Genomic DNA, 18,652 nt, shown 5'->3' on the forward strand with positions numbered 1-18,652 from the left:
GCTGGCGGAGGCCGCAGATGGGTCACGCGGTCGCGCCGCCGTTCTTCTCGGCCGAGGGCCTCGGGGCCTTCCTCCTGGCTCCGGATGCCGGCGAGCGGCTCGCGCCCCTCGCCGGGGAAGACGGCGTCTCCGGGCCTGGCGCGCTGGTCCTGGATCTGCGCGCGACGAGCGAGGCGGAGGCGGAACGGGTGGGGGCGTCGCTGCGCGAGCGCCTGCCGATCCTGCCGGCGGTCACGATCGCGCTCTCGCCGACGGAGGACGCGCCGGTCCGGGACGGACTCGCGGCATGCTGCGACGTCGACCTCGCGTCGGAGGAGGCGGTCGTCGCCCTCTTCGAGGCCTTTCGACCGACGCCGGTCGCCGCGCTCGCCGATGCGCAGCTGCTGCGCGGCGCGCCGCGGCGAACGATCCACGAGGCGCTCGTCGCGGAGTCCTTCGTCTACTCCACCCTGCAATCGGGCAGCGAGTTCGAGCGCCAGCTCTCCGCCTGGCGCAAGCGCAAGGGCAAGCGCAGGAAGGCGTCGGATGCGGGGCCGGCCGTGCGCATGGATCGCGATCGCGATCGCCTCGAGATCCATTTCGTGCGCGCCGGAAAACACAACGCGTTCTCCCGCGCGATGCGCGACGGGCTCTGCGAGGCGCTTCAGCTCGCGCTCGCCGATCCCTCGATCGAAGAGGTCGTGCTCTCGGGGGAGGGACCGTCGTTCTGCAGCGGGGGCGACCTCGACGAGTTCGGCTCCTTTCCGGACCCGGCGGAGGCCCACGCGATTCGAACGACGCGGAGCCCGGCGCTCCTGCTCTCGCAGCTCGCCGATCGGGTGCGGGTCGAGGTGCACGGTGCGTGCATCGGCGCGGGCGCCGAGCTGCCCGCCTTTACCGGGCGGGTCGTCGCGGAGGAGGATGCGTACTTCCAGCTCCCCGAAGTCGGGCTCGGACTGGTGCCCGGCGCCGGCGGGACGGCCAGTCTGCCGCTTCGGATCGGCCGACAGCGCACGGCCTGGCTCGGCTTGTCCGGAGAACGGATCGACGCCCGGACGGCCCTCGATTGGGGGCTGGTCGACGAGGTGCGCCTCGGGCAGCATGTCGACCCCGCGTAGCGCGGGGGCGAAGAGATCGAAGCAGACGAAGACGCAAGGGCGTCGAGGAGAAGAGATGGGCGGACCGCTCGACGGGATCAAGGTCGTGGAGATGGGTGTCTGGGTCGCCGGGCCGGCGGCGGGGGGCATCCTCTCGGACTGGGGCGCGGACGTCGTGAAGATCGAGCCGCCGGGACTCGGGGATCCGGCACGGATGTTCCAGTACATGTTGGGCGGCGATCTCCCCTTCAATCCCGTCTTCGAGAACGACAACCGAAGCAAGCGCTCGATCGTCGCCGACCTGCGCAAGCCGGAAGGCCTCGAGATCGCCCTCGATCTGATTCGGGGCGCGGACGCGTTCGTGACGAACGTCCGGCCCGCCGGCCTCGCGCGGCTCGGTCTCTCCGCTGAAGAGCTCTGCGCACGCTTCCCGCGGCTGATCTACGGGCTGATCACCGGCTACGGCACGGAGGGACCCGAAGCGGATCGCGCCGCCTACGATATCGCCGCGTTCTGGGCGCGCTCCGGCATCGCGCATTCGCTGACCGCACCGGGCAGCCATCCGCCCCATCAGCGCGGTGGCATGGGCGACCACAACGCCGGCCTCGCGGCCGCAGGCGGGATCTGCGCCGCGCTCTTCAATCGGGAGAAGACGGGAAAGGGCCAGATCGTGTCGACGTCGCTCCTGCGCGAAGGCCTCTATACCCTGTCCTTCGATCTCTCGGTCGCGCTTCGCTACGGCCTCTCGATCCAGGCGGGCAATCGCAAGACCGCAGGGAATCCCGCGATCAACAACTACGCCGACTCGGAGGGCAACTACTTCTGGATCGTCGGCCTCGAGGGAGAGCGCCATTGGCCGCCCCTCGCCCGCGCCGCAGGACATCCCGAGTGGATCGAGGATCCGCGCTTCGCCGATCCACGCTCGCGCGCCGAGAACGCCGCCGAGCTGATCGCGATGCTCGACGAGATCTTCGCGACGAAGACCCGCGCGGAGTGGGGCGCGATCTTCGATGCGGAAGAGGATCTCTGGTGGGCGCCCGTCCAGTCGATCGACGACGTGATCGCGGATCCGCAGGTCGCCGCCGCGGGTGGCTTCTGCGAGGTCCCGGACGGGCCGACGACGACGACGCTGCCCGCGTCTCCGGTGGACTTCCACGGTACGCCGTGGGCGCCGCGCGCGATGGCACCGGCTCACGGCGAGCACACCGAGCAGGTGCTGCAGGAAATCGGGCGGACCGGAACCGAGATCGCGGCGCTTCGGGAACGAGGCGTCGTCGCTTAGCGACGTCCGAGGCGTCGTCGCGGAGCGACGTCCGAGGTGCAGTCGCGGAGCGACGTCCGAGGTGCAGTCGCTGATCGACGTCCGAGGTGTCGTCGGCGAGCGGGTGGTCAGAAGTTGAGCCGGACGCCGGCGATCTCCCAGCTGTAGACGAAGGTCTCGTCCAGCGTTCCGCCGGGCAGGAAGTTGAAGATCATCCTGGAGCCGACCGTGAGACGGTCGCTCAGGATGTAGTCGAGTCCGACGCCGGCGTTCACGAGGAAGCCGGAGTCGCGGTTGGCGCCGCCACGCTCCTTGTTGTCGATCACGGCGAAGCCGATTCCCGCGAAGAGGTTCGGCTCGAAGCGTGCCATCTCGCCTTCGAAGAGATTGGCGCCGGTGATGGTCAGGTTGGCGGTCCCGAAGACGAGATAGCGGTCGTCCCCGAGGCCGACCTGCATCATCGGACCCGCGGCCACGTACTGATCGAAGCGGTAGGGCAGCTCGAAGTTCAACAGGAGGTTGTCGGGGTCGACGGTGAATCCGGTGCCCGCGCGGAGCGACCACGGCGTCGTGGGCGGCCCGGCCGTCGTCCGACCCCCGAGCTGGTTCTCGTTCGGCTGCCAGTCCTCCTCGTCCGAGCCCCAGTCCTGGGCGGCCGCGACGGCCGGGCCGAGCAGGCCGGCGAGGGCGAGAAGAAGGATCAGTGCGCTTCGCGTGACGCGCAGCATGGCGTACTCCTGACTCGTCGAGGAGCGTGGGTTCCTCGATCGGGGCGCGGGGATTCATACTGCGGGGGGATCTCGAAAGAGTCCGCGATCCCCCGTCGCTTCGCAAGAAATCGCGCGACGGCCGCCGGAGTGGGAGGGGCACCGGGTCTGATGAAATCCAGGCCAAAGGATGAAACACTCCTGGGCAGGCGGACACGCGCCCTTCCGCCGCTCGTGGAGAGGTTCCGTGCGCGGTTACTCGAGGATCCATCTCGGCATGCCCTTCTGGGGCTTCGAGGACTGGCGAGGCGGTCTGTACGCGAAGGACAGTCGCGCGGCGGACTTCCTGGCCCAGTACGCGCGCGTCTTCGACGCCGTCGAGGGCAATACGACCTTCTACGCCGCGCCTTCGCCCGCGACGGTCGAGAAGTGGAAACGCGAGACCGGTGAGGACTTCCGATTCTGTTTCAAGCTGCCGAAGACGATCACCCACGACGCGATGCTGCAAGACGTCGTACGCGAGACCGAAGGGTTCCTGGAGCGCCTGCTTCCGCTTCTCGATCGACTCGGCCCGATCATGATCCAGCTGCCTCCGAACTTCGGCGCGCGGGAGATCCCGCGCCTCGAGGCCTTCCTCGAGACCCTGCCCCGGGAGTTTCGCTACGCCGTCGAGCTTCGGGATCCCGAGCTCGCAGCCGACGGCATGCCGGCGGATCTCGTCGACGACCTGCTCGAGTCCGCCGATGTGGGTCGCGTGATCATGGACACGCGGCCCCTGCGCGATGGACCGGGCGATCACCCGGACATCCTGGCCGCTCTCCACAAGAAGCCGAACCTGCCGGTTCGTGAGGTCGCGCTCTCCGCGGATCCGATCGTGCGGATCGTCTTCCATCCCGACCCGACCGTGAACGCGGTCTGGCTCGACCGTTGGGCGAAGGTCCTCGCCCACTGGATCAAGGACGGAATCGAGCCCCTGGTCTTCGTGCACTCACCGAGCAATCGCGAGTCGCCGGCCTTCGCGCGGGACCTGCTCTCGCGGGTCGACGCGATCGAGTCGGTCGGAACGCTCCCCGCCTGGCCCGGCGAAGAGGGCGAGTCCGCGAGCGGCCAGCTCTCGCTGATCTGATGCGGGGCCGTTACATGAAGCTCGGGCGCGTGCCGATCACGCCCGCTGCTTCGAGTCGTTCGATCTCGTCGTCCGGCAGGCCGAGTTCGCCCTGGAGCACTTCGCGGTTGTGTTGTCCGAGGGTAGGGGGCGGTCCGCAGTGGAGCTCCCGGTCGAAGAGCGAGAACGCGGCGGGGAAGGACGGATAGCGGGTCGCGCCGGTGACCGGATGCTCCATCTTCTGGAAGAAGCGTCGCGCAGCGAGCTGCTCGTTGGGATGGAGACGGTGGCAGTTGATCGCCGCGGCCGCGGGGACGCCTTGCGCGTGCAGCGCCGAGAGACACTCGTCCAGGCTTCGCGTGCGGGCCCAGGCGGACAGGCGGGCCACGAGGGTGTCGTGCGCGGCGAAGCGCCCCGCGTGGGTCGCGAGCACCTCGGTGTGGCGCCAGTCCTCGGCCCCGAGTGCGACGCAGAGTCCCTTCCACTCCTCGTCGGTCGTGACGGAGATGGCGATGCGCTCATCCTTCTCCCGGGTCTCGAACACGCCCTGAGGTGCAGCGTGGGGCATCGTGTTGCCGTTCCGGCCGAGCACGTGACGGTGGGCGGAGGCTTCGATCACCTGTTCCGCTGCGACCGCGAGGGCGGGCTCGACGAGGGCGACCTCGACGACCTGACCGCGCCCGGTTCGCTTGCGCTCCTCGAGCGCCAGGGTCAGGGCGAAGACCGCGTGGGCGCTGCCCAGCGGATCACAGACGCCGCGCATCACCAGGGGAAGGTCTTCGTACCCCGTCACCCAGGCGAGGCCCGAGACCTGCTCGACGGTCATCGCGAAGCCCGCCCGGTCCTTCCAGGGACCGTCCAGCCCGAAGGCGGGCATCCGCACGAAGATCGCGCGGGTGTTGAGCGCGCGAACCGTGTCCGCATCGATCCCGAAGCCCGGCATCACCCGCGCCGAGAAGTTCTCGATCACCACGTCCGCCTCGGAGATCAGCCGCTTCAGCAGGACGAGCCCGTCGTCGTGGTCGAGGCGCAGGGTCACGTCCCGCTTGCCCGGGTTCACACCGTGGAAGACCTGGGACCACTCCCAGAGCGTGTCGTTCCGGACGGCGGTCGCGAATCGCATCCCGTCCGGCCGCTGGATGGATTCGATCTTCACGACGTCGGCGCCCAGGTCCGAGAGGATCGAAGTCGTGTAGGGGCCCGCCCAGAAGGCGGTCAGGTCGACGACGCGCAGGCCGGTGAATGGAAGGTCGGCGTGTCCCATGCGCAGCGGTTCGGGCTCGGGCGTCTTGTCGAAGAGCGCGAGGACGTCCCGGCGATCCGCGTCGAGGGCGGGCGCAGGGCGCAGCGGCGCGGGCTCGCAGGACTCGAGCCGCCAGGGCGCGCGGGGCTGCAGGAAGCCGCCTGGCGCGCGCACGAAGACGCCGCGCCGACGCATGTGATCGATCTCCGGGAGGGTGCCGCCGTTTCCGATCGGGGTGGCCGGGATCCGAAGCAGCTCGCAGAGCTCGATCCACTCGTCGGTGGTCTTCGTCCGGAGCGCGTCGTGGATCGCGCCGTGAACGAACGCGCGATCCTCCATCCGACCGCGCGCGTCCAGGTATCGCTCGTCGTCGCCGATGTCCTGACGACCGATCATCGAACAGAAGTCCTTCCACTGCTGGCCGGTGATCGTGCAGATCCCGATATGACCGTCGGCGGTCGGCTCGATCGACGGGATCTCGATCGAGCGGGCCAGGTCGCCGGGAATGAACTGGCTGCTGAGGTCCCCGAAGATCGTGAGCCCCTGGATCATCACTTCGAAGAGCGACAGGTCCGCGATCTGCCCTTCGCCCGTCTGGCGCGACGACCGCCACGCGGCGAGACCCGAGATGGCCGCGAAGCTGCCGCCCAGCCACTCGCCGATCCTGCCTCCGGCGGCGACCGGTCCACGATCGGGCAGGCCGCGGTAGTCGACGGAGCCGGTCGCGGCCTGGAGCGTGAACTCGTTCGCCGGGCGCTTCGCCCAGGGACCTTCCTGGCCCCAGGGCGAGATCCGGACGACCGACAGGTGCGGGTGGGCATCGAGCCAATCCTCGGGATCGAGCTCGCGGTGCTCGAGGCCCTCGGCGCCCCAGTCCTCGAAGACGAGGTCGACCCGGGCGGCGAGGCCGGCGATCCGGTTGCGGTCCCAGGCGTCGCGCGGATCGAGGGCGATGCTCCGCTTGCCCGCGTTCAGATACTGGAAGAGGGGCGAAGACGCACCCTCCGGGAGGTCCTGGAAGGAGGCGCTCCAGTTGCGCATCGGATCCCCGGTCGGAGGCTCGACCTTGACCACGTCCGCGCCCGCATCGACGAAGAGCTTCGTCGCGTACGGTCCCGCGATGCCGGTCGTGAGATCCAGGATCCGCAGCCCGCCGAGGGGCCGGATGTCGTCGTCGCTCATGATCGTTTTCGGACGCTCGCGGTTTCCGACCCGCCTGTCGCGGGATCGAGTGAGAATCTAACATCACGCCTCGCTCAGGAAACGAGGAGACGGGAAGTGCTGACGGAGTTCGAAGGAAAGGTCGCGGTGGTGACCGGGGCGGCGAGTGGGATTGGCAAGGCGCTCTGTGTGCGCTTCGCGCAGGCGGGAATGAACGTCGTCCTCGCGGACGTGGAGAACGATGCCCTCCGCGAAGCGGGGCGCGACATCGAGCGCCGCTTCGGGGACGGGGGCGTCGAGGTCCTCACGGTCCGAACCGACGTCTCTCAGACCGATCAGGTCTCGGCCCTCGCCGAGGCGACCCTCGACCGCTTCGGCAAGGTCCACGTCCTCTGCAACAACGCCGGCGTGTTCGCGGGCGGTCGGACCTGGGACGCGATCGGAACCGACTGGGAGTGGGTCCTCGGCGTGAACGTGATGGGTGTGCTCTACGGGATCCGTGCCTTCGTTCCGGTCATGCTCGAGCAGAACGAGCCGGCGCACGTCGTGAACACCTGCTCGATGGCCGGGCTGATCAACATGCCGCTCTCGGGCGTCTACAACGTCAGCAAACACGCGGCCCTCTCCTTGACCGAGACGCTCTACCACGAGCTGCAGACCCTGGAGACGCCCGTCGGCGTCTCGGCGCTCTGCCCCGAGCTCATCCGGACGGGGATCGGCCGATCCGAGCGGAACCGGCCCGCCCATCTCAAGCGCGGCGACGACGACGGCTCGCCGGAGCAGGAGATGGTCGAAGCGGCGATCAAGGCGAGCATCGACACGGGCCTCGACCCGTCCGCGATGGCGGAACGGGTCTTCGAAGGCATCAAGAGCGACACGTTCTACCTGCTCGCCGAAGAGGGCGGCAGCTGGGACCGGGCCTGTCGGATCCGTCTCGAGGACATCAAGGAGCGACGGAATCCGACGACGGGCGCGCTCTCTGGCGCGAACTGATCGGCGACGCCCTCTCCACGTGAAGCGTTCCCTTCTCTATCAGGTCGGCGGCTCCGACGGCACGGACTTCGAGGTTCTCGCCGAGGAGGTCGCCCTGGCGGAAGAGCTGGGCGTCGACACCGTCTGGTGTTTTCCGACGAGCGGAGACGACGGTTCGTTCCGCGGGACGGCGCCGGAGATCTGGCTGGCGGGCCTGGCGGAGCGCACGTCTCGCCTGCGTCTCGGTTGGGGGCTCAGCGGGATGCTGCCTCCGGAGCGGCCGCCGATGCGGGTGGCGGAGCAGGGCGCGACCCTCGATCTGGCAAGTCGAGGACGACTCGAGGTCGCGCTGCTCCCGGAGGGCCCGCTCGAGGGCGAGTGGGACGAGGGCTACCGGATGCTCGTCGACATGTGGGATGCACCGACCTTCTCTTGGGGCTCCGAGCGCTTCGAGGTCCGTCCGATCGACGTCGTGCCGAAACCGCAGCAGAAGCCCCACCCGCCGCTCTGGCTCGTGGGCTGGTCCGACGATCACGCGCGCGCAGCCGGACGCGGAGGGCTCGCGTACCTCGACGTGTCCGGGGCGAACGACGAGGCGGTCGAGATCCATCGCGACGCCTACGCGGAAGGACGGGCCGAAGCGAATCCCGAGGATCTCGTCTCGGTGCACGCGTTCGGCGTCCTCGGAGACGTCGAGCCCGGTGACGACGCGGCGGAACGGCTCGGGCGCTGGGCCGAGCTCCAGGTCGACCACGCGATCCTGCGTGCGGGCCCCCTCGAAGGGGGAACCGAAGAGGCGCGCCAGCGGATTCGCGCCTTCACCGACGGCGCCGCCGACGTCCACTGAACGCGACGACGTGCCTATCTTCCTGCGGACCGGCTCTCGTCGGCCGGGCGCTCCGAGAGGAGCGTCGGCCCGCCGCCCATCGCCTCGCTCTCTTCTCGGATCCGGCGCCACCGGAAGGGCGACACCAGCTGGCCCCAGTAGTCCATCGGGTAGGCCGGGAGGCCGGCGATCCCGATGTCCTCCGGAGGCTCGCGGTCCTTCGGGAGGAAGCGCGTGCCGAAGACGATGTCCCAGACGATCAGGTTCTGGCCGAAGTTCGTGTTCGACTCCTCGAGGTCGCGCGAATGATGCCAGCGATGGAGCTCGGCCATGCTGAAGATCCAGTTCAGCATGCCGAGCCGGAGTACGAGGTTCGCGTGCTGGAAGAGGCCGTGGACGGCGGACACCAGCCCGAAGAGCGCGATCACCCGGCCGTCCGCGCCGACCATGAGCAGCGGGATCATCGGCGCGAAGTTCGAGAGCGCGATGTCGACGGGGTGGAACCGTACGGCGTTCAGGAAGTAGAGCCGCGGCGCGCTGTGGTGGAGCGCGTGGAAACGCCAGAGCCAGTCGACCTCGTGGGTCAGGCGGTGGACCCAGTACATGAAGAACTCGCCGAAGACGAGGGCGAGGGCGAGCTGGCCCCAGAGGTTCCATTCGGTCGGCCAGAGCGTGAAGCCGATCCGTTCGGAGAGCCAGACGCCCGCGGCGATCGCTGCGATCCGGACGGGAATCTCGAGGAGCCGGGTCGTAAGGAGGCCAGAGACGATCAGATGGCCGAGATCGACGCGGAGATCCCCGTCGGAGTGGAGCCATCGCTCCTGCCAGAAGAAGAGCCGCTCGAGACCCATGATCACGAAGTAGGCGCCGATCGTAGGCGGTCCGATCGCGACCGTCGGTGCGACGCCGGACTCGATCTGATGGATCGCCCAGGCGGTCACGCCACCCAGGAAGAGCGGAAAGAGCGCCCGCGCCAGGATCCATTCGAGCGCGCCCATCACGCCCGGTCGCGTGCCCTCGCTGGTGGTCGTCTGGTCCGCGACGTGCGTCGACATGTTCGCTCTCCGGCGGTGGGGTGAAGCCGGATCGAGTCTAGGTCCGTCGTGGGTGGCACGCCCGGGTCAGAAACCGATCCGGATCCGCGCCGACAGATCGTGGTCGACGGTATGGCTCGCTCGATAGACGTCGTAGCGGAGCTGGAACTGGAGGCGGTTCACGTACTTCGGCGAGAAGCTGACGCCGGTGCCGATCTCGAAGCCACCCGCGTCCTCCTTGGCTTCGACCGTGAAGGGCGCGACGCCGGACGGCCCTCCGACCAGGGAGGCTCGGACATCACGCTGATTCCCGGAGTGCGTCTGGCGCCAGCGCAGATCGAGGGTCGGGCGCCAGACGCCGGTCGCCCATTCGAGATAGCGATGGAGGTAGCGGCGGTACTCGTAGGCCGTTCCCAGCCGGAGCCCGGTCCGCGTCGTCAGCACGTCGTCGTCGCGGCTTCGGATTCGCGCATTGAAGGGCGCTGCGCCCGACTCGGTGAGCCCGTCCGTCTCGACCCGCGCCCAGTCGACCGCGGCGATCGGTTCGACCGTGATCGGGCCGACGTCGAAGAGGAGGCCGACCTCTGCCGCGAGCAGGAGCCGACTGCTGTCGAATTCGTCCTCGGCGTTCAGCGCCTGCGAGACGGAGCCCGTCCCCGTGCCCTCGGAATACGTGATCGATCGCGTCGAGTCGTGTCGGGTGTGCGCCCAGGTCGCGACGGTCTGCACGCGAAGCGGCCCGTGACTCCAGCCCGCGTAGCCCGAGACCTCTGCGAGCGTCAGGTCGGCCTCTCCGAATCGTTCGTAGTCGACGGTTCCGTGTTGGGTCGAGACCGCGAGCGTGAAGTCGAATCCAGCCATCGAGGGAGCGTCCACGCCGAAGACGACGCCTCCGAGGAACGCGTCGTACTCCGGTCGTCCGGAGAACGCCTCGCGCGTTCGCTGGGCACCGATTCCGGAGACCCACGGCGCCCAGGCGTGTGCGTGACACTCGAGCGGCGTATCCGTCCCTTGCCACGGGTCGAGCTCGCCCGGGTTGCATTCGCGCGGACGCTCCATGAGCAGCCGCGCGACGCGCCGCCCGCCTTCGATCACGAGGGCGGACTGGGCGTCGTAGCTCTCCGGGGAGAGGGCACCGAGGATCCGGCTCACGCTGCCGTTCGAGCCCGCGATGAGGTTCAGCTCCGTCTGCAGCTCGCTGGAGGTGCCCGCATCCCCATCGATCGCATCGAGGTAGGCGCCGATCGCCTGATTGTTGGCGCCGAATGCGACGAGGGGATCGCCGAACGTGCCGACCCGGGTGATGACGAGGTCGAGGCCCGTCGGCGTGTCGACGGTCGAGTAGGCGATGAGGCCGACCGGGTCCGGGAGCTCGATCGAGTCGAACGCACCGGCGGCGGAGGCCGCCTCGACGACGCCGTAGGTGCCTTCGTCGAGGCCCGACGCGACGACGACTTCGAGGTCGCCGCCGAGCGTGGCCGCCCCGTCGGCTCGAATCGGGACCGCGACGCCGTCGACGAGGACTCTCACCGCACCGCCGGGTTCGATGAGCAGGTCTCCTCCGAGCACCGCCGGCTGGGATTCGCCGATGGCGAGCAGGCGGGAGCCGGAAAGCACCTCGAGATCGCCCGTGAACGCGCCGCCTTCGGTGACGAACCAACCGATGGACGTGTTCTCGCCCATGACCAGGGCGCTGCCTTCGAGCTGGACGCGTTCGAAATTCGCGAGCCTCGACAGGTCGAAGGTATTGCTCAGGGCTCCGGGAGTCGAGCCGTCGTCGAACGCGAGAACGAAGGTGTCGTCGGCCCCGTCGCCGCCGTCGATCGTGACGCCGTCGCCGATGCTCGCACTCGTCGCGAAGCGGAAGGTGTCGTCGTCCGCGCCGAGGTCGATCGTGCCCGTCATGTCGCCCGTGAGGTCGATGAAGTCTTCGCCCCCGAGCAGGAAGACGTCGCCGATGATCTCGCCGGCGTTGTCGATGACCTCGACGCCAGCGGTCCCCAGGATGGCGATCCCGCGGTTCGCCGTGCCCGCGTTCGTCGGGTCCGCCGAGATCACGCCGCGCGACGTGTTGAAAATGCGGTTCTCGAACGTGCCGGAGAAGCTGCGGAACTCGACCAGGGGGCCTGCGTCCTCGTCTCCGCTCACGGTTCCGGCGTTGCCGAAGCTGAAGTAGTCCGCGACGGTGTCGTCTGCCCCGTCGAGGATTTCGTTTCCGCCGAGCGAGACGCCGACCGAGTCGGTTCCCGTCACCGAGATCGTCGCGCCGCTTTCGTTGATGACGAAGCTGTCGTTGTCGACGTTCGCATCGTCGCCGACGCAGACGCCGAACGCGTTCGCGCCGGAGACGTCGATGCTCCCGCGATTGACGACGTCGTTGGCGATGTTCGTGATCTCATTGGTGGTCCCATCCCGTGTGACCGTGATCCAACCGTCGCCGAGCTCCATGCCGATCGAGCCGTCGCCGGTGACCTCGAGGTCGCCAACGTTGGTGTGGTTCGCCTCGGCGTCGGGATCGGACTTGTCGCCGGCGAGGAGGCCGCGGCCGTCGATTCCGTTCAGCTGGGTGTTCCCGAGAATCGTGCCCGTGTTGTCGCCCACGGCGATCGCGGTGGCGCGATCGCCGTTGATGGTGATCGTCCCATTCACGCCGAGACTCGGATCGCCGCCGATCACGCCGTTCGGCAGCGCGCCCCCTGTATTCTCGTTGACCTGGATCGCGAAGGCATCGTCGGCATCGACCACGATCGTTCCCAGGTTGGTGATGACGTTGTCGTCCACGCCGCGGATGCCGACGCCGCCGTCCGCGCCCGTCTCTACGGTGATCGTCGCCCCTTCGCTGTTGATCACTTCGTAGTTGTTGCGGACGTCGATTCCGACCGCTCCGTCCTGCCCGACGTTGATCATGCCATTGTGGGTGATCTCGCCGAGCACCGGTGCGGGAGGTCCGTCGGTCTCGGTGTTGTCGCGCATCCGGACGCCGGCGCCGTTCACGACACCTACGTTGATCGTGCCGTCGAGCGTCACGATGTTGTCGTCCTGGCCCAGCAGGCCGACGCCGTCGACGTCCACGACGTCGAGCGTCGAGTCCGCGCCGAGGACGATCGTGTTGCCGTCCCCGACAACGATGCCGGCGTCTTCCGCGCCGCTGTCGTCGATCACGACGGTGCCGCTCGTCGTGATCGTCACGTCCGTGTTGCCCGAAGCGTCGAAGCCCGTCTCGTCCGTGCCGGTGCACGTGACGCTCCCCCCGTCGGCGAGGGGCGGGGTGTCGGGATCGCAGGCGGCCTCCGCGCGTGGGGCGAGAAGCCAGAACGCGCTCGCGAGGGCCAGCCCCAGAAGGAGCGGTCTCGTGACCGCCGAAGCGCGGCCGGAGGACGGAGGCCGCTCCGGCGATGCGGGCTCGCGGCACGCGCCGTCGCGGTCGAGGGGGGGCTTCTGCGTCATGGGGTTCCTGGGCTCGGACGGCACGACTCCGCGATGTGCGCGGCAATCGACAAAGAAGGAGGCGTATAGTACCTCTAGTGGCCGCCCGCAGGTGCGCGGTGACGACCCCCGGCACGCTCTTCACGCAAGACACGAAGAGGTGCGCAGCCGAGGGGAGACCCGTTCGCATCCCGTGCGCAGGCCTCCTGCTCGCGTACGCAGTCCATCGGAAAGGAAACGACCATGACTCTCGACCCGAGTGCCGTCGGCGCCAAGGGCGACCCCCAGCGCCGCAGCTGGACCTCCAAGGACTCCCTTCTCTACGCCGTCGGCGTCGGCGCGGGTCTCGACGAGCTCCAGTTCACGACCGAGAACACGAAGGACACGCCGCAGCGCGTCCTCCCGACCCAGGCGGTGATCCTCGGTGGCGGTGGGATCCCGATCGGCAAGATCGGTGAGTTCAACCCCGCGCTCATGGTCCACGGCTACGAAGGCATCGAGCTCTACGACGAGATCCCGCCGGAGGGCGAGATCGAGAGCGTCGGCGAAGTGACCGGCATCTGGGACAAGGGCAAGGCGGCCGTGGCGGAGTTCGAGTCCACGTCGACGCTCGTGTCGACGGGCAAGCCGCTCTTCAAGGTCAAGATGTCGATGTTCTGCCGCGGCGCAGGCGACTTCGGCGGCGACCGTGGCCCGACGCCGACCTTCGAGCTCCCGGACCGCGCCGCGGACCACCAGGTGACGTACAAGACCCGCGAGGACCAGGCGCTCACCTACCGCCTCTCCGGCGACCGCAACCCACTCCACTCGGACCCGTCCTTCGCGGCGATGGGCGGCTTCGAACGGCCGATCCTCCATGGTCTCTGCACCTACGGCTTCACCGGTCGCGCGCTCCTCCACACCCTCTGCGACAGCGACCCGTCCCGCTTCAAGAGCATGGACGGCCGCTTCAGCAAGCCGGTCCTGCCCGGCGACGAGCTGACGATCTCCATGTGGGTCGACGGGAAGCAGGCGCTCTTCCAGACGAAGAACCAGAACGGCGACGTGGTCCTCGACCAGGGAGAGTGTTCCTTCTCCTAGAGGGAGGGGCGGAGTTCCGGGCCCGGGGCAGCCGGTTCGACCGCGGCGCCCGATCGGGTGGGGGACTCACGCGTCCTCGAAGCGCTCCATTGAATCGCCCCCGTCGAGCTCGTCTCGGTGGGGGCGTTCTCGTTTGGGCCGCCTTCGCGACGAATTGTGTGGGGTTGACGCAATAGTGCTCAGGGGGGTACACAGGGAGGGCCCTCGAGTCGTCCGGCGGTCCTGCCGATGAGGAGAGGGGAGGCACGGCGAGCGCCCTTGGCGCGGCCCGTGGGAGGATCGCGGAATGGTCGATCATCGCCGAAACCGATCGAGGCGCGCGCACGCGGCGCGTTCGTTCCGGGCGATGACCACATCCGAGAGGATGTGTCAGGTCGCGCGGCGACCCGAGACCCCGAGCCCCGATCACGAGTGAAACCCCTGCGCATGTGCGCGGGGGTTTCGTCGTTCCAGGCCCGGAACCAGGAGCAGGAGACGAGATGAAGCCGGAGCTAGAGCTTTCCAGTCGTTGGTGGACCCTGGGCGGCGCGGAGGTGCTCGACGTGATGGGCACCGTTCGATCGCTGGTTCGCAAGGGACAGGTCGTCCACATCGGGACCGACGCCCAGAAGTCCTCGTCGCGGATGGAGTTCGTGACCGTCGCCTGCGTGCTCAATCCGGGGAAGGGCGGCCGCGTCTTCTACACCCGCCGCTACGACCGCAAGAACATCTCGCTCTTCGAGAAGCTCTCGACGGAGACCTGGCTCTCGCTCGACCTCGCCATGAAGATGCACGAGGCCTTCTCGCTCCAGCCCGCGGACCAGCGCATCTGGGTCCACGTCGATGCGAACCCGGACGAGCGCTTCGATTCGAGCGACTACGTCAAGCAGCTCGCGGGCATGGTCGCCGGCTCGGGATTCCCCGTGCTCGTGAAGCCGAACGCGTGGTGCGCTTCGCACGTCGCGGACTTCGCGGTCAAGAACAAGCACTTCCGGGCGCGGATGCGGGCCGCGTAAGAGCGCGTAGCGACGTCCGTCCAGGGGCGGCGGCCTAGCCCTTGCGCAGCTCTCCGCCCGCGTCGCCCACCAGCTTCTCGAAGCGCTTGAGGAACTTCGCTTCGTCCTTGTCCGAGAGCGTCTTCGTCTCGCTCTGCAGCAGGACGTGGAAGGCGAGACTCTTGCGCCCGGCACCGATCGATTCCCCGCGATAGAGATCGAAGAGCTCGACGTCGGCGACCTGCTTCTTGCCGGCCTGCTCGATCAGGTCGATCAGCGCGCCCGCGCTCATCGACTCGTCGCAGGAGACGGCGACGTCGACCTTGATCCCCGGGAACTTCGGGAGCGGCTCGTAGCCCGTGCCCGAGAGCGACGCCGCGAGCAGCGCGTCGAGGCAGAGCTCGCCCACGGCGACCTCGCTGTCGAGGTCACCCGAGAGTCCGAGCTGCGGTGCCAGACCCGGTTCGATCTCGGCCACCACACCGACGACTTCGTCGGTCCCGTCCAGTCGCAGGAAGAGGCACTTCCCGGGGTGGGCCCAGGCCGGTCGGTCTCCGTCGGCGCTCCACTGCGGCGTGCCGCAGCCCCGCGACCGCACGAGGTCGTTCACGATCGCCTGGAGGCCCATCAGCCGGTTCTCGGCGTAGCCCGCCTTCTCACCCGGCCGCTGACCCGCCCAGGCGAGCGCGAGCAGATGGCGCTCCTTCGGTTCGCCGCGATCGTTGCCGTTCTCCGGCTCGTAGGCCTTGCCGATCTCGAAGAGCCGGACGTCGGTCCGGTTCCGTCGGTTGGCCTCGAGCCGCGGGAGGAGGCTCGGCGCGACGTTGCGGCGGATCTTCGACTCGCTCTGGTTGACCGGATTGATCACCGAGACGTGGGGCGCTTCGAGCTCGCCCAGCTTCTCGAGCAGACCGTCGTCGATGAACGAGTACGAGAGGTTCTCGTGGAAGCGCGCGCCGCCGGCCAGTCGATCCTGGAGCTGGCGCACGAGGAGGCGTCGCTCGTCCCGGGGCGGCGGGACGATGTCGAAGTGGAGGGGCTTCTCGTCGATGTTGCCGTAGCGGTGGATCCGGCCGATCTCCTCGACGAGGTCCTGCTCGATCGTGATGTCCTTGGTCGCGCGGAACGACGGGACGTGTACGTCGTAGAGATCGACGCTCTGCCCGTGGGTGCCGTCCTCGATCCCGAACTCGAGGCGTTCCAGGATCCGACGGATCTCCTCGTTCGGGAGCCGCTTGCCGAGGGCCGTGCGGACGCGTTCGAAGCGCAGCTCGATCGTCGAAGCCGGATCGGTCCAGCTGCCTACGTCCGTCGGCGGCGCGGGGAACGACGCCTCGGGGTGGATCTCCGAGAGCAGGCGTGCGAAGTGGCCCGCCGCCGCCAGGGGCAGCGTGGGGTCGAGGGACTTCTCGAAGCGCGCGGACGAATCCGTCCGCAGGCCGACGTGGGTCGACGTCCGGCGGACCGTCGTCGCCTCGAAGGTCGCGACCTCGAGCAGGAGGGAGTCCGTCTCGTCGGCGACCTTCGAGCCTTCTCCGCCCATGATGCCGGCGAGCGCGACCGGGGTGTCGCCGGCGCAGATCAGGAGATCCGTGTCGCGAAGGGTGCGGGCCTCGCCGTCGAGGGTCTCGATCGTCTCGCCGTTCCGCGCGTTGCGCACGACGATCCCGCGGCCGCCGCCGTCGGCTTCGAGTCGGTTCCGGTCGAAGACGTGGTTCGGCTGGCCGAGGTCCATCATCACGAAGTTGGAGAGATCGACGAGGAGGTCGATCGGTCGCTGGCCGACCGCGAGCAGGAGCCAGCGGAGCCAGTCCGGCGACGGGCCGGGCTTCACGCCGTCGATCGGGAGTCCGACGTAGCGGGAGCAGCCCGGCGTCTCGATCGAGATCGGGTAGGGCGTACCGGCTCCGGTCTCAGGCAGCGAGGTGTCGAGGGGGAGCAGCTCGAGCTCGTAGATCGCGGCGACCTCCCGCGCGATGCCGCGGTGGCCCCAGAGGTCGGGGCGGTGGGTGAGCGACTTGTTGTCGATCTCGATGATCCAGTCGTCGACGCCGAGGGCGACGGCGACCGGTGCGCCGACCGCGCAATCCTCTGGCAGGACCCAGATCCCATCGTGCTCGTCGCCGAGCTCGAGCTCTCGGATCGAGCAGATCATCCCGAAGGAGGGCACGCCGCGGATCTTCGACTTCTTGATCTTGAAGTCGCCGGGGAGCGTCGTGCCGACGGTCGCGACGGCGACCTTCTGTCCGGCCGCGACGTTCGGTGCCCCACAGACGATCGTGAGCGTCTCGTCCTGGCCGACGTCCACGGTACAGACCGAGAGCTTCTCCGCGTCCGGGTGGGCTTCCTTCACCTGGACGTGGCCGACCACGACGTCGTGGAGCTGGGGTGCGAAGCGCTCCACGCCTTCGACCTCCGCGGTCGAGAGGGTCAGGTCGTTGGCGAGCTGCTCCGGCGAGATGTCCGAGAGATCGACGTGGCGCGACAGCCACTTCATCGAGACGTACATCAGAACTGCTCCAGGAAGCGCACGTCGCCGTCCAGCAGGTGGCGTACGTCGTCGATGTTGTGCCTGAGCATGACGAGTCTCGAGAGGCCGAGACCGAAGGCGAAGCCGCTCCACTCCTCCGGATCCACGCCGCCCGCACGGAGGACGTTCGGATGGACGAGGCCGCAGGGCAGGAGCTCGATCCAGGTCGTGCCCTTGCAGACCGAGCAGCCGTCGGAGCAGAAGGGGCAGCGCGCGTCGAGCTCGAAGCCCGGCTCGACGAAGGGGAAATGGCCCGGGCGCAGCCGGACGTCGAGGTCGCGACCGAAGATCCCGCGCAGCAGCGTCTTCATCGCCCCGATCAGGTGCGCGACGGAGATGTCCTTGCCGACGACGAGTCCTTCCATCTGGTAGAAGGTGTGGTCGTGGCTCGCGTCCGTCGTCTCCTGCCGGAAGACGCGGCCGGGCGCGATCACGCGGAAGGGCGGGGTGCGGCCTTCCATAGCGCGGACCTGGACGGGGGAGGTGTGCGTGCGGAGGACGAGCGTCCCGATCTCGTCGCAGTAGAAGGTGTCCTGGGAGTCCCGGGCCGGGTGGTCCCTGGTGATGTTGAGCGCTTCGAAGTTGTAGTGGTCGAGCTCGACCTCGGGGCCGTCGAGGACCTCGTAGCCCATCGAGACGAAGAGGTCTTCGAGCTCGCGGGTCACCTGCGTGATCGGATGCAGACTGCCGCGGGGGGCGGGCGGCGGGGGCAGGGTCGGGTCGAAGTCGTCCGCCCGCCGCGCCGCGTCGAGCTTCGACGCGTCGAGCGCAGACTGACGCGCCTCGACCAGCGCGAGGATCGACTGCTTGAGGGCGTTGGCCTTCTGGCCGTGGGCCTTGCGGTCGGCGGGATCGAGCTTCGGGATCTCGGCGAGCATCGCGGAGATCGCGCCCTTCTTGCCGACGTAGTCGCGAAGGGCGTCCTTGAGCGCCGCCGCGTCCTCGCACGCCTCGATGCGCTGGCGCGCTTCTTCGAGCGTGGCTTCCGGATCCATCACAGTCCTCTCGCCGGTTGTCGTGGCCGATCCGAGGCGGAGCCGGATGGGCCGGCGCCCCTACGGCGTCGAGTGATTGGCGGCTCGCCGACCTCGCGACCGGAGCGGGTCGTGAGCGGGACGGGCCGTGATCCAGGCGTTGGTTGGGGGGCCACCCGGGGGTGGGGTCGGCGGATCTTACCGAATCGAGGGGGTTTTGGGGCGCGCCCGGCGCCGGATCCGGCCGAACGGGGCAAACTCCGGGGTGGGCGGGCCAGGCCTC

Annotated in this window: 13 protein-coding genes; 7 read left to right on the top strand and 6 right to left on the bottom strand. The window is 68.8% G+C overall.

The genetic code is table 11. The features are described 5' to 3' along the window. Positions 1 to 17 precede the first annotated feature (17 nt). Together NXI30_12085 and NXI30_12090 are read left to right on the top strand one after the other, a co-directional pair. The gene (locus NXI30_12085; GenBank protein ID MCR9094950.1) at positions 18 to 1,097 is read left to right on the top strand and encodes an enoyl-CoA hydratase/isomerase family protein; all 1,080 of its coding nucleotides are present in this window, start codon (positions 18 to 20) and stop codon (positions 1,095 to 1,097) included. Positions 1,098 to 1,152: 55 nt separating this feature from the next. Next, entirely contained in the window at positions 1,153 to 2,358 is a 1,206-nt protein-coding gene (locus NXI30_12090) for a CoA transferase (protein ID MCR9094951.1), read from the top strand. A 107-nt stretch (positions 2,359 to 2,465) separates the two neighbouring features. Here NXI30_12090 and NXI30_12095 read toward each other — a convergent pair whose 3' ends face one another. Beyond that, the gene (locus NXI30_12095; GenBank protein ID MCR9094952.1) at positions 2,466 to 3,065 is read right to left on the bottom strand and encodes a hypothetical protein; all 600 of its coding nucleotides are present in this window, start codon (positions 3,063 to 3,065) and stop codon (positions 2,466 to 2,468) included. 226 nt (positions 3,066 to 3,291) lie between these two features. Here NXI30_12095 and NXI30_12100 point away from each other — a divergent pair, with 226 nt between their 5' ends. Then, positions 3,292 to 4,170: a DUF72 domain-containing protein gene (locus NXI30_12100; GenBank protein MCR9094953.1), complete on the top strand. Its 879-nt coding sequence runs from the start codon at positions 3,292 to 3,294 to the stop codon at positions 4,168 to 4,170. Between the two features lie 10 nt (positions 4,171 to 4,180). Here the strand turns inward: NXI30_12100 and NXI30_12105 are convergent, their stop codons facing one another. Continuing rightward, a complete protein-coding gene (locus tag NXI30_12105) occupies positions 4,181 to 6,574 on the bottom strand; it encodes a CoA transferase (GenBank protein ID MCR9094954.1) in 2,394 nt (797 codons plus the stop codon). Positions 6,575 to 6,670: 96 nt separating this feature from the next. Between NXI30_12105 and NXI30_12110 the strand changes: the two genes are divergently transcribed. Then, a complete protein-coding gene (locus tag NXI30_12110) occupies positions 6,671 to 7,546 on the top strand; it encodes an SDR family NAD(P)-dependent oxidoreductase (protein ID MCR9094955.1) in 876 nt (291 codons plus the stop codon). A 19-nt stretch (positions 7,547 to 7,565) separates the two neighbouring features. Continuing rightward, complete coding sequence (locus NXI30_12115) at positions 7,566 to 8,372, top strand: LLM class flavin-dependent oxidoreductase (GenBank protein ID MCR9094956.1); 807 nt, start codon at positions 7,566 to 7,568, stop codon at positions 8,370 to 8,372. 14 nt (positions 8,373 to 8,386) lie between these two features. Here NXI30_12115 and NXI30_12120 read toward each other — a convergent pair whose 3' ends face one another. Both NXI30_12120 and NXI30_12125 read right to left on the bottom strand, forming a co-directional pair. Continuing rightward, the gene (locus tag NXI30_12120; protein MCR9094957.1) at positions 8,387 to 9,406 is read right to left on the bottom strand and encodes a sterol desaturase family protein; all 1,020 of its coding nucleotides are present in this window, start codon (positions 9,404 to 9,406) and stop codon (positions 8,387 to 8,389) included. A gap of 66 nt (positions 9,407 to 9,472) precedes the next feature. Continuing rightward, entirely contained in the window at positions 9,473 to 12,832 is a 3,360-nt protein-coding gene (locus NXI30_12125; protein ID MCR9094958.1) for an autotransporter outer membrane beta-barrel domain-containing protein, read from the bottom strand. 222 nt (positions 12,833 to 13,054) lie between these two features. On the opposite strand from NXI30_12125, the gene NXI30_12130 reads away from it, so the two are divergent. Then, complete coding sequence (locus tag NXI30_12130; GenBank protein MCR9094959.1) at positions 13,055 to 13,891, top strand: MaoC/PaaZ C-terminal domain-containing protein; 837 nt, start codon at positions 13,055 to 13,057, stop codon at positions 13,889 to 13,891. Positions 13,892 to 14,370: 479 nt separating this feature from the next. Beyond that, the gene (locus NXI30_12135; protein MCR9094960.1) at positions 14,371 to 14,886 is read left to right on the top strand and encodes a ribonuclease H-like YkuK family protein; all 516 of its coding nucleotides are present in this window, start codon (positions 14,371 to 14,373) and stop codon (positions 14,884 to 14,886) included. Between the two features lie 34 nt (positions 14,887 to 14,920). On the opposite strand, the gene pheT is transcribed toward NXI30_12135, so the two are convergent. Both pheT and pheS read right to left on the bottom strand, forming a co-directional pair. Further along, positions 14,921 to 17,374, bottom strand: a complete 2,454-nt coding sequence (gene pheT / locus NXI30_12140; protein MCR9094961.1) for a phenylalanine--tRNA ligase subunit beta — start codon at positions 17,372 to 17,374, stop codon at positions 14,921 to 14,923. Further along, positions 17,374 to 18,390, bottom strand: coding sequence for a phenylalanine--tRNA ligase subunit alpha (gene pheS / locus NXI30_12145; GenBank protein MCR9094962.1), 1,017 nt, complete (start codon positions 18,388 to 18,390; stop codon positions 17,374 to 17,376). The genes pheT and pheS overlap by 1 nt, the downstream gene beginning before the upstream one ends. Positions 18,391 to 18,652: the final 262 nt, after the last annotated feature.

This window comes from bacterium, from assembly GCA_024742285.1.
Lineage (GTDB): Bacteria > Myxococcota_A > UBA9160 > UBA9160 > UBA4427 > UBA4427.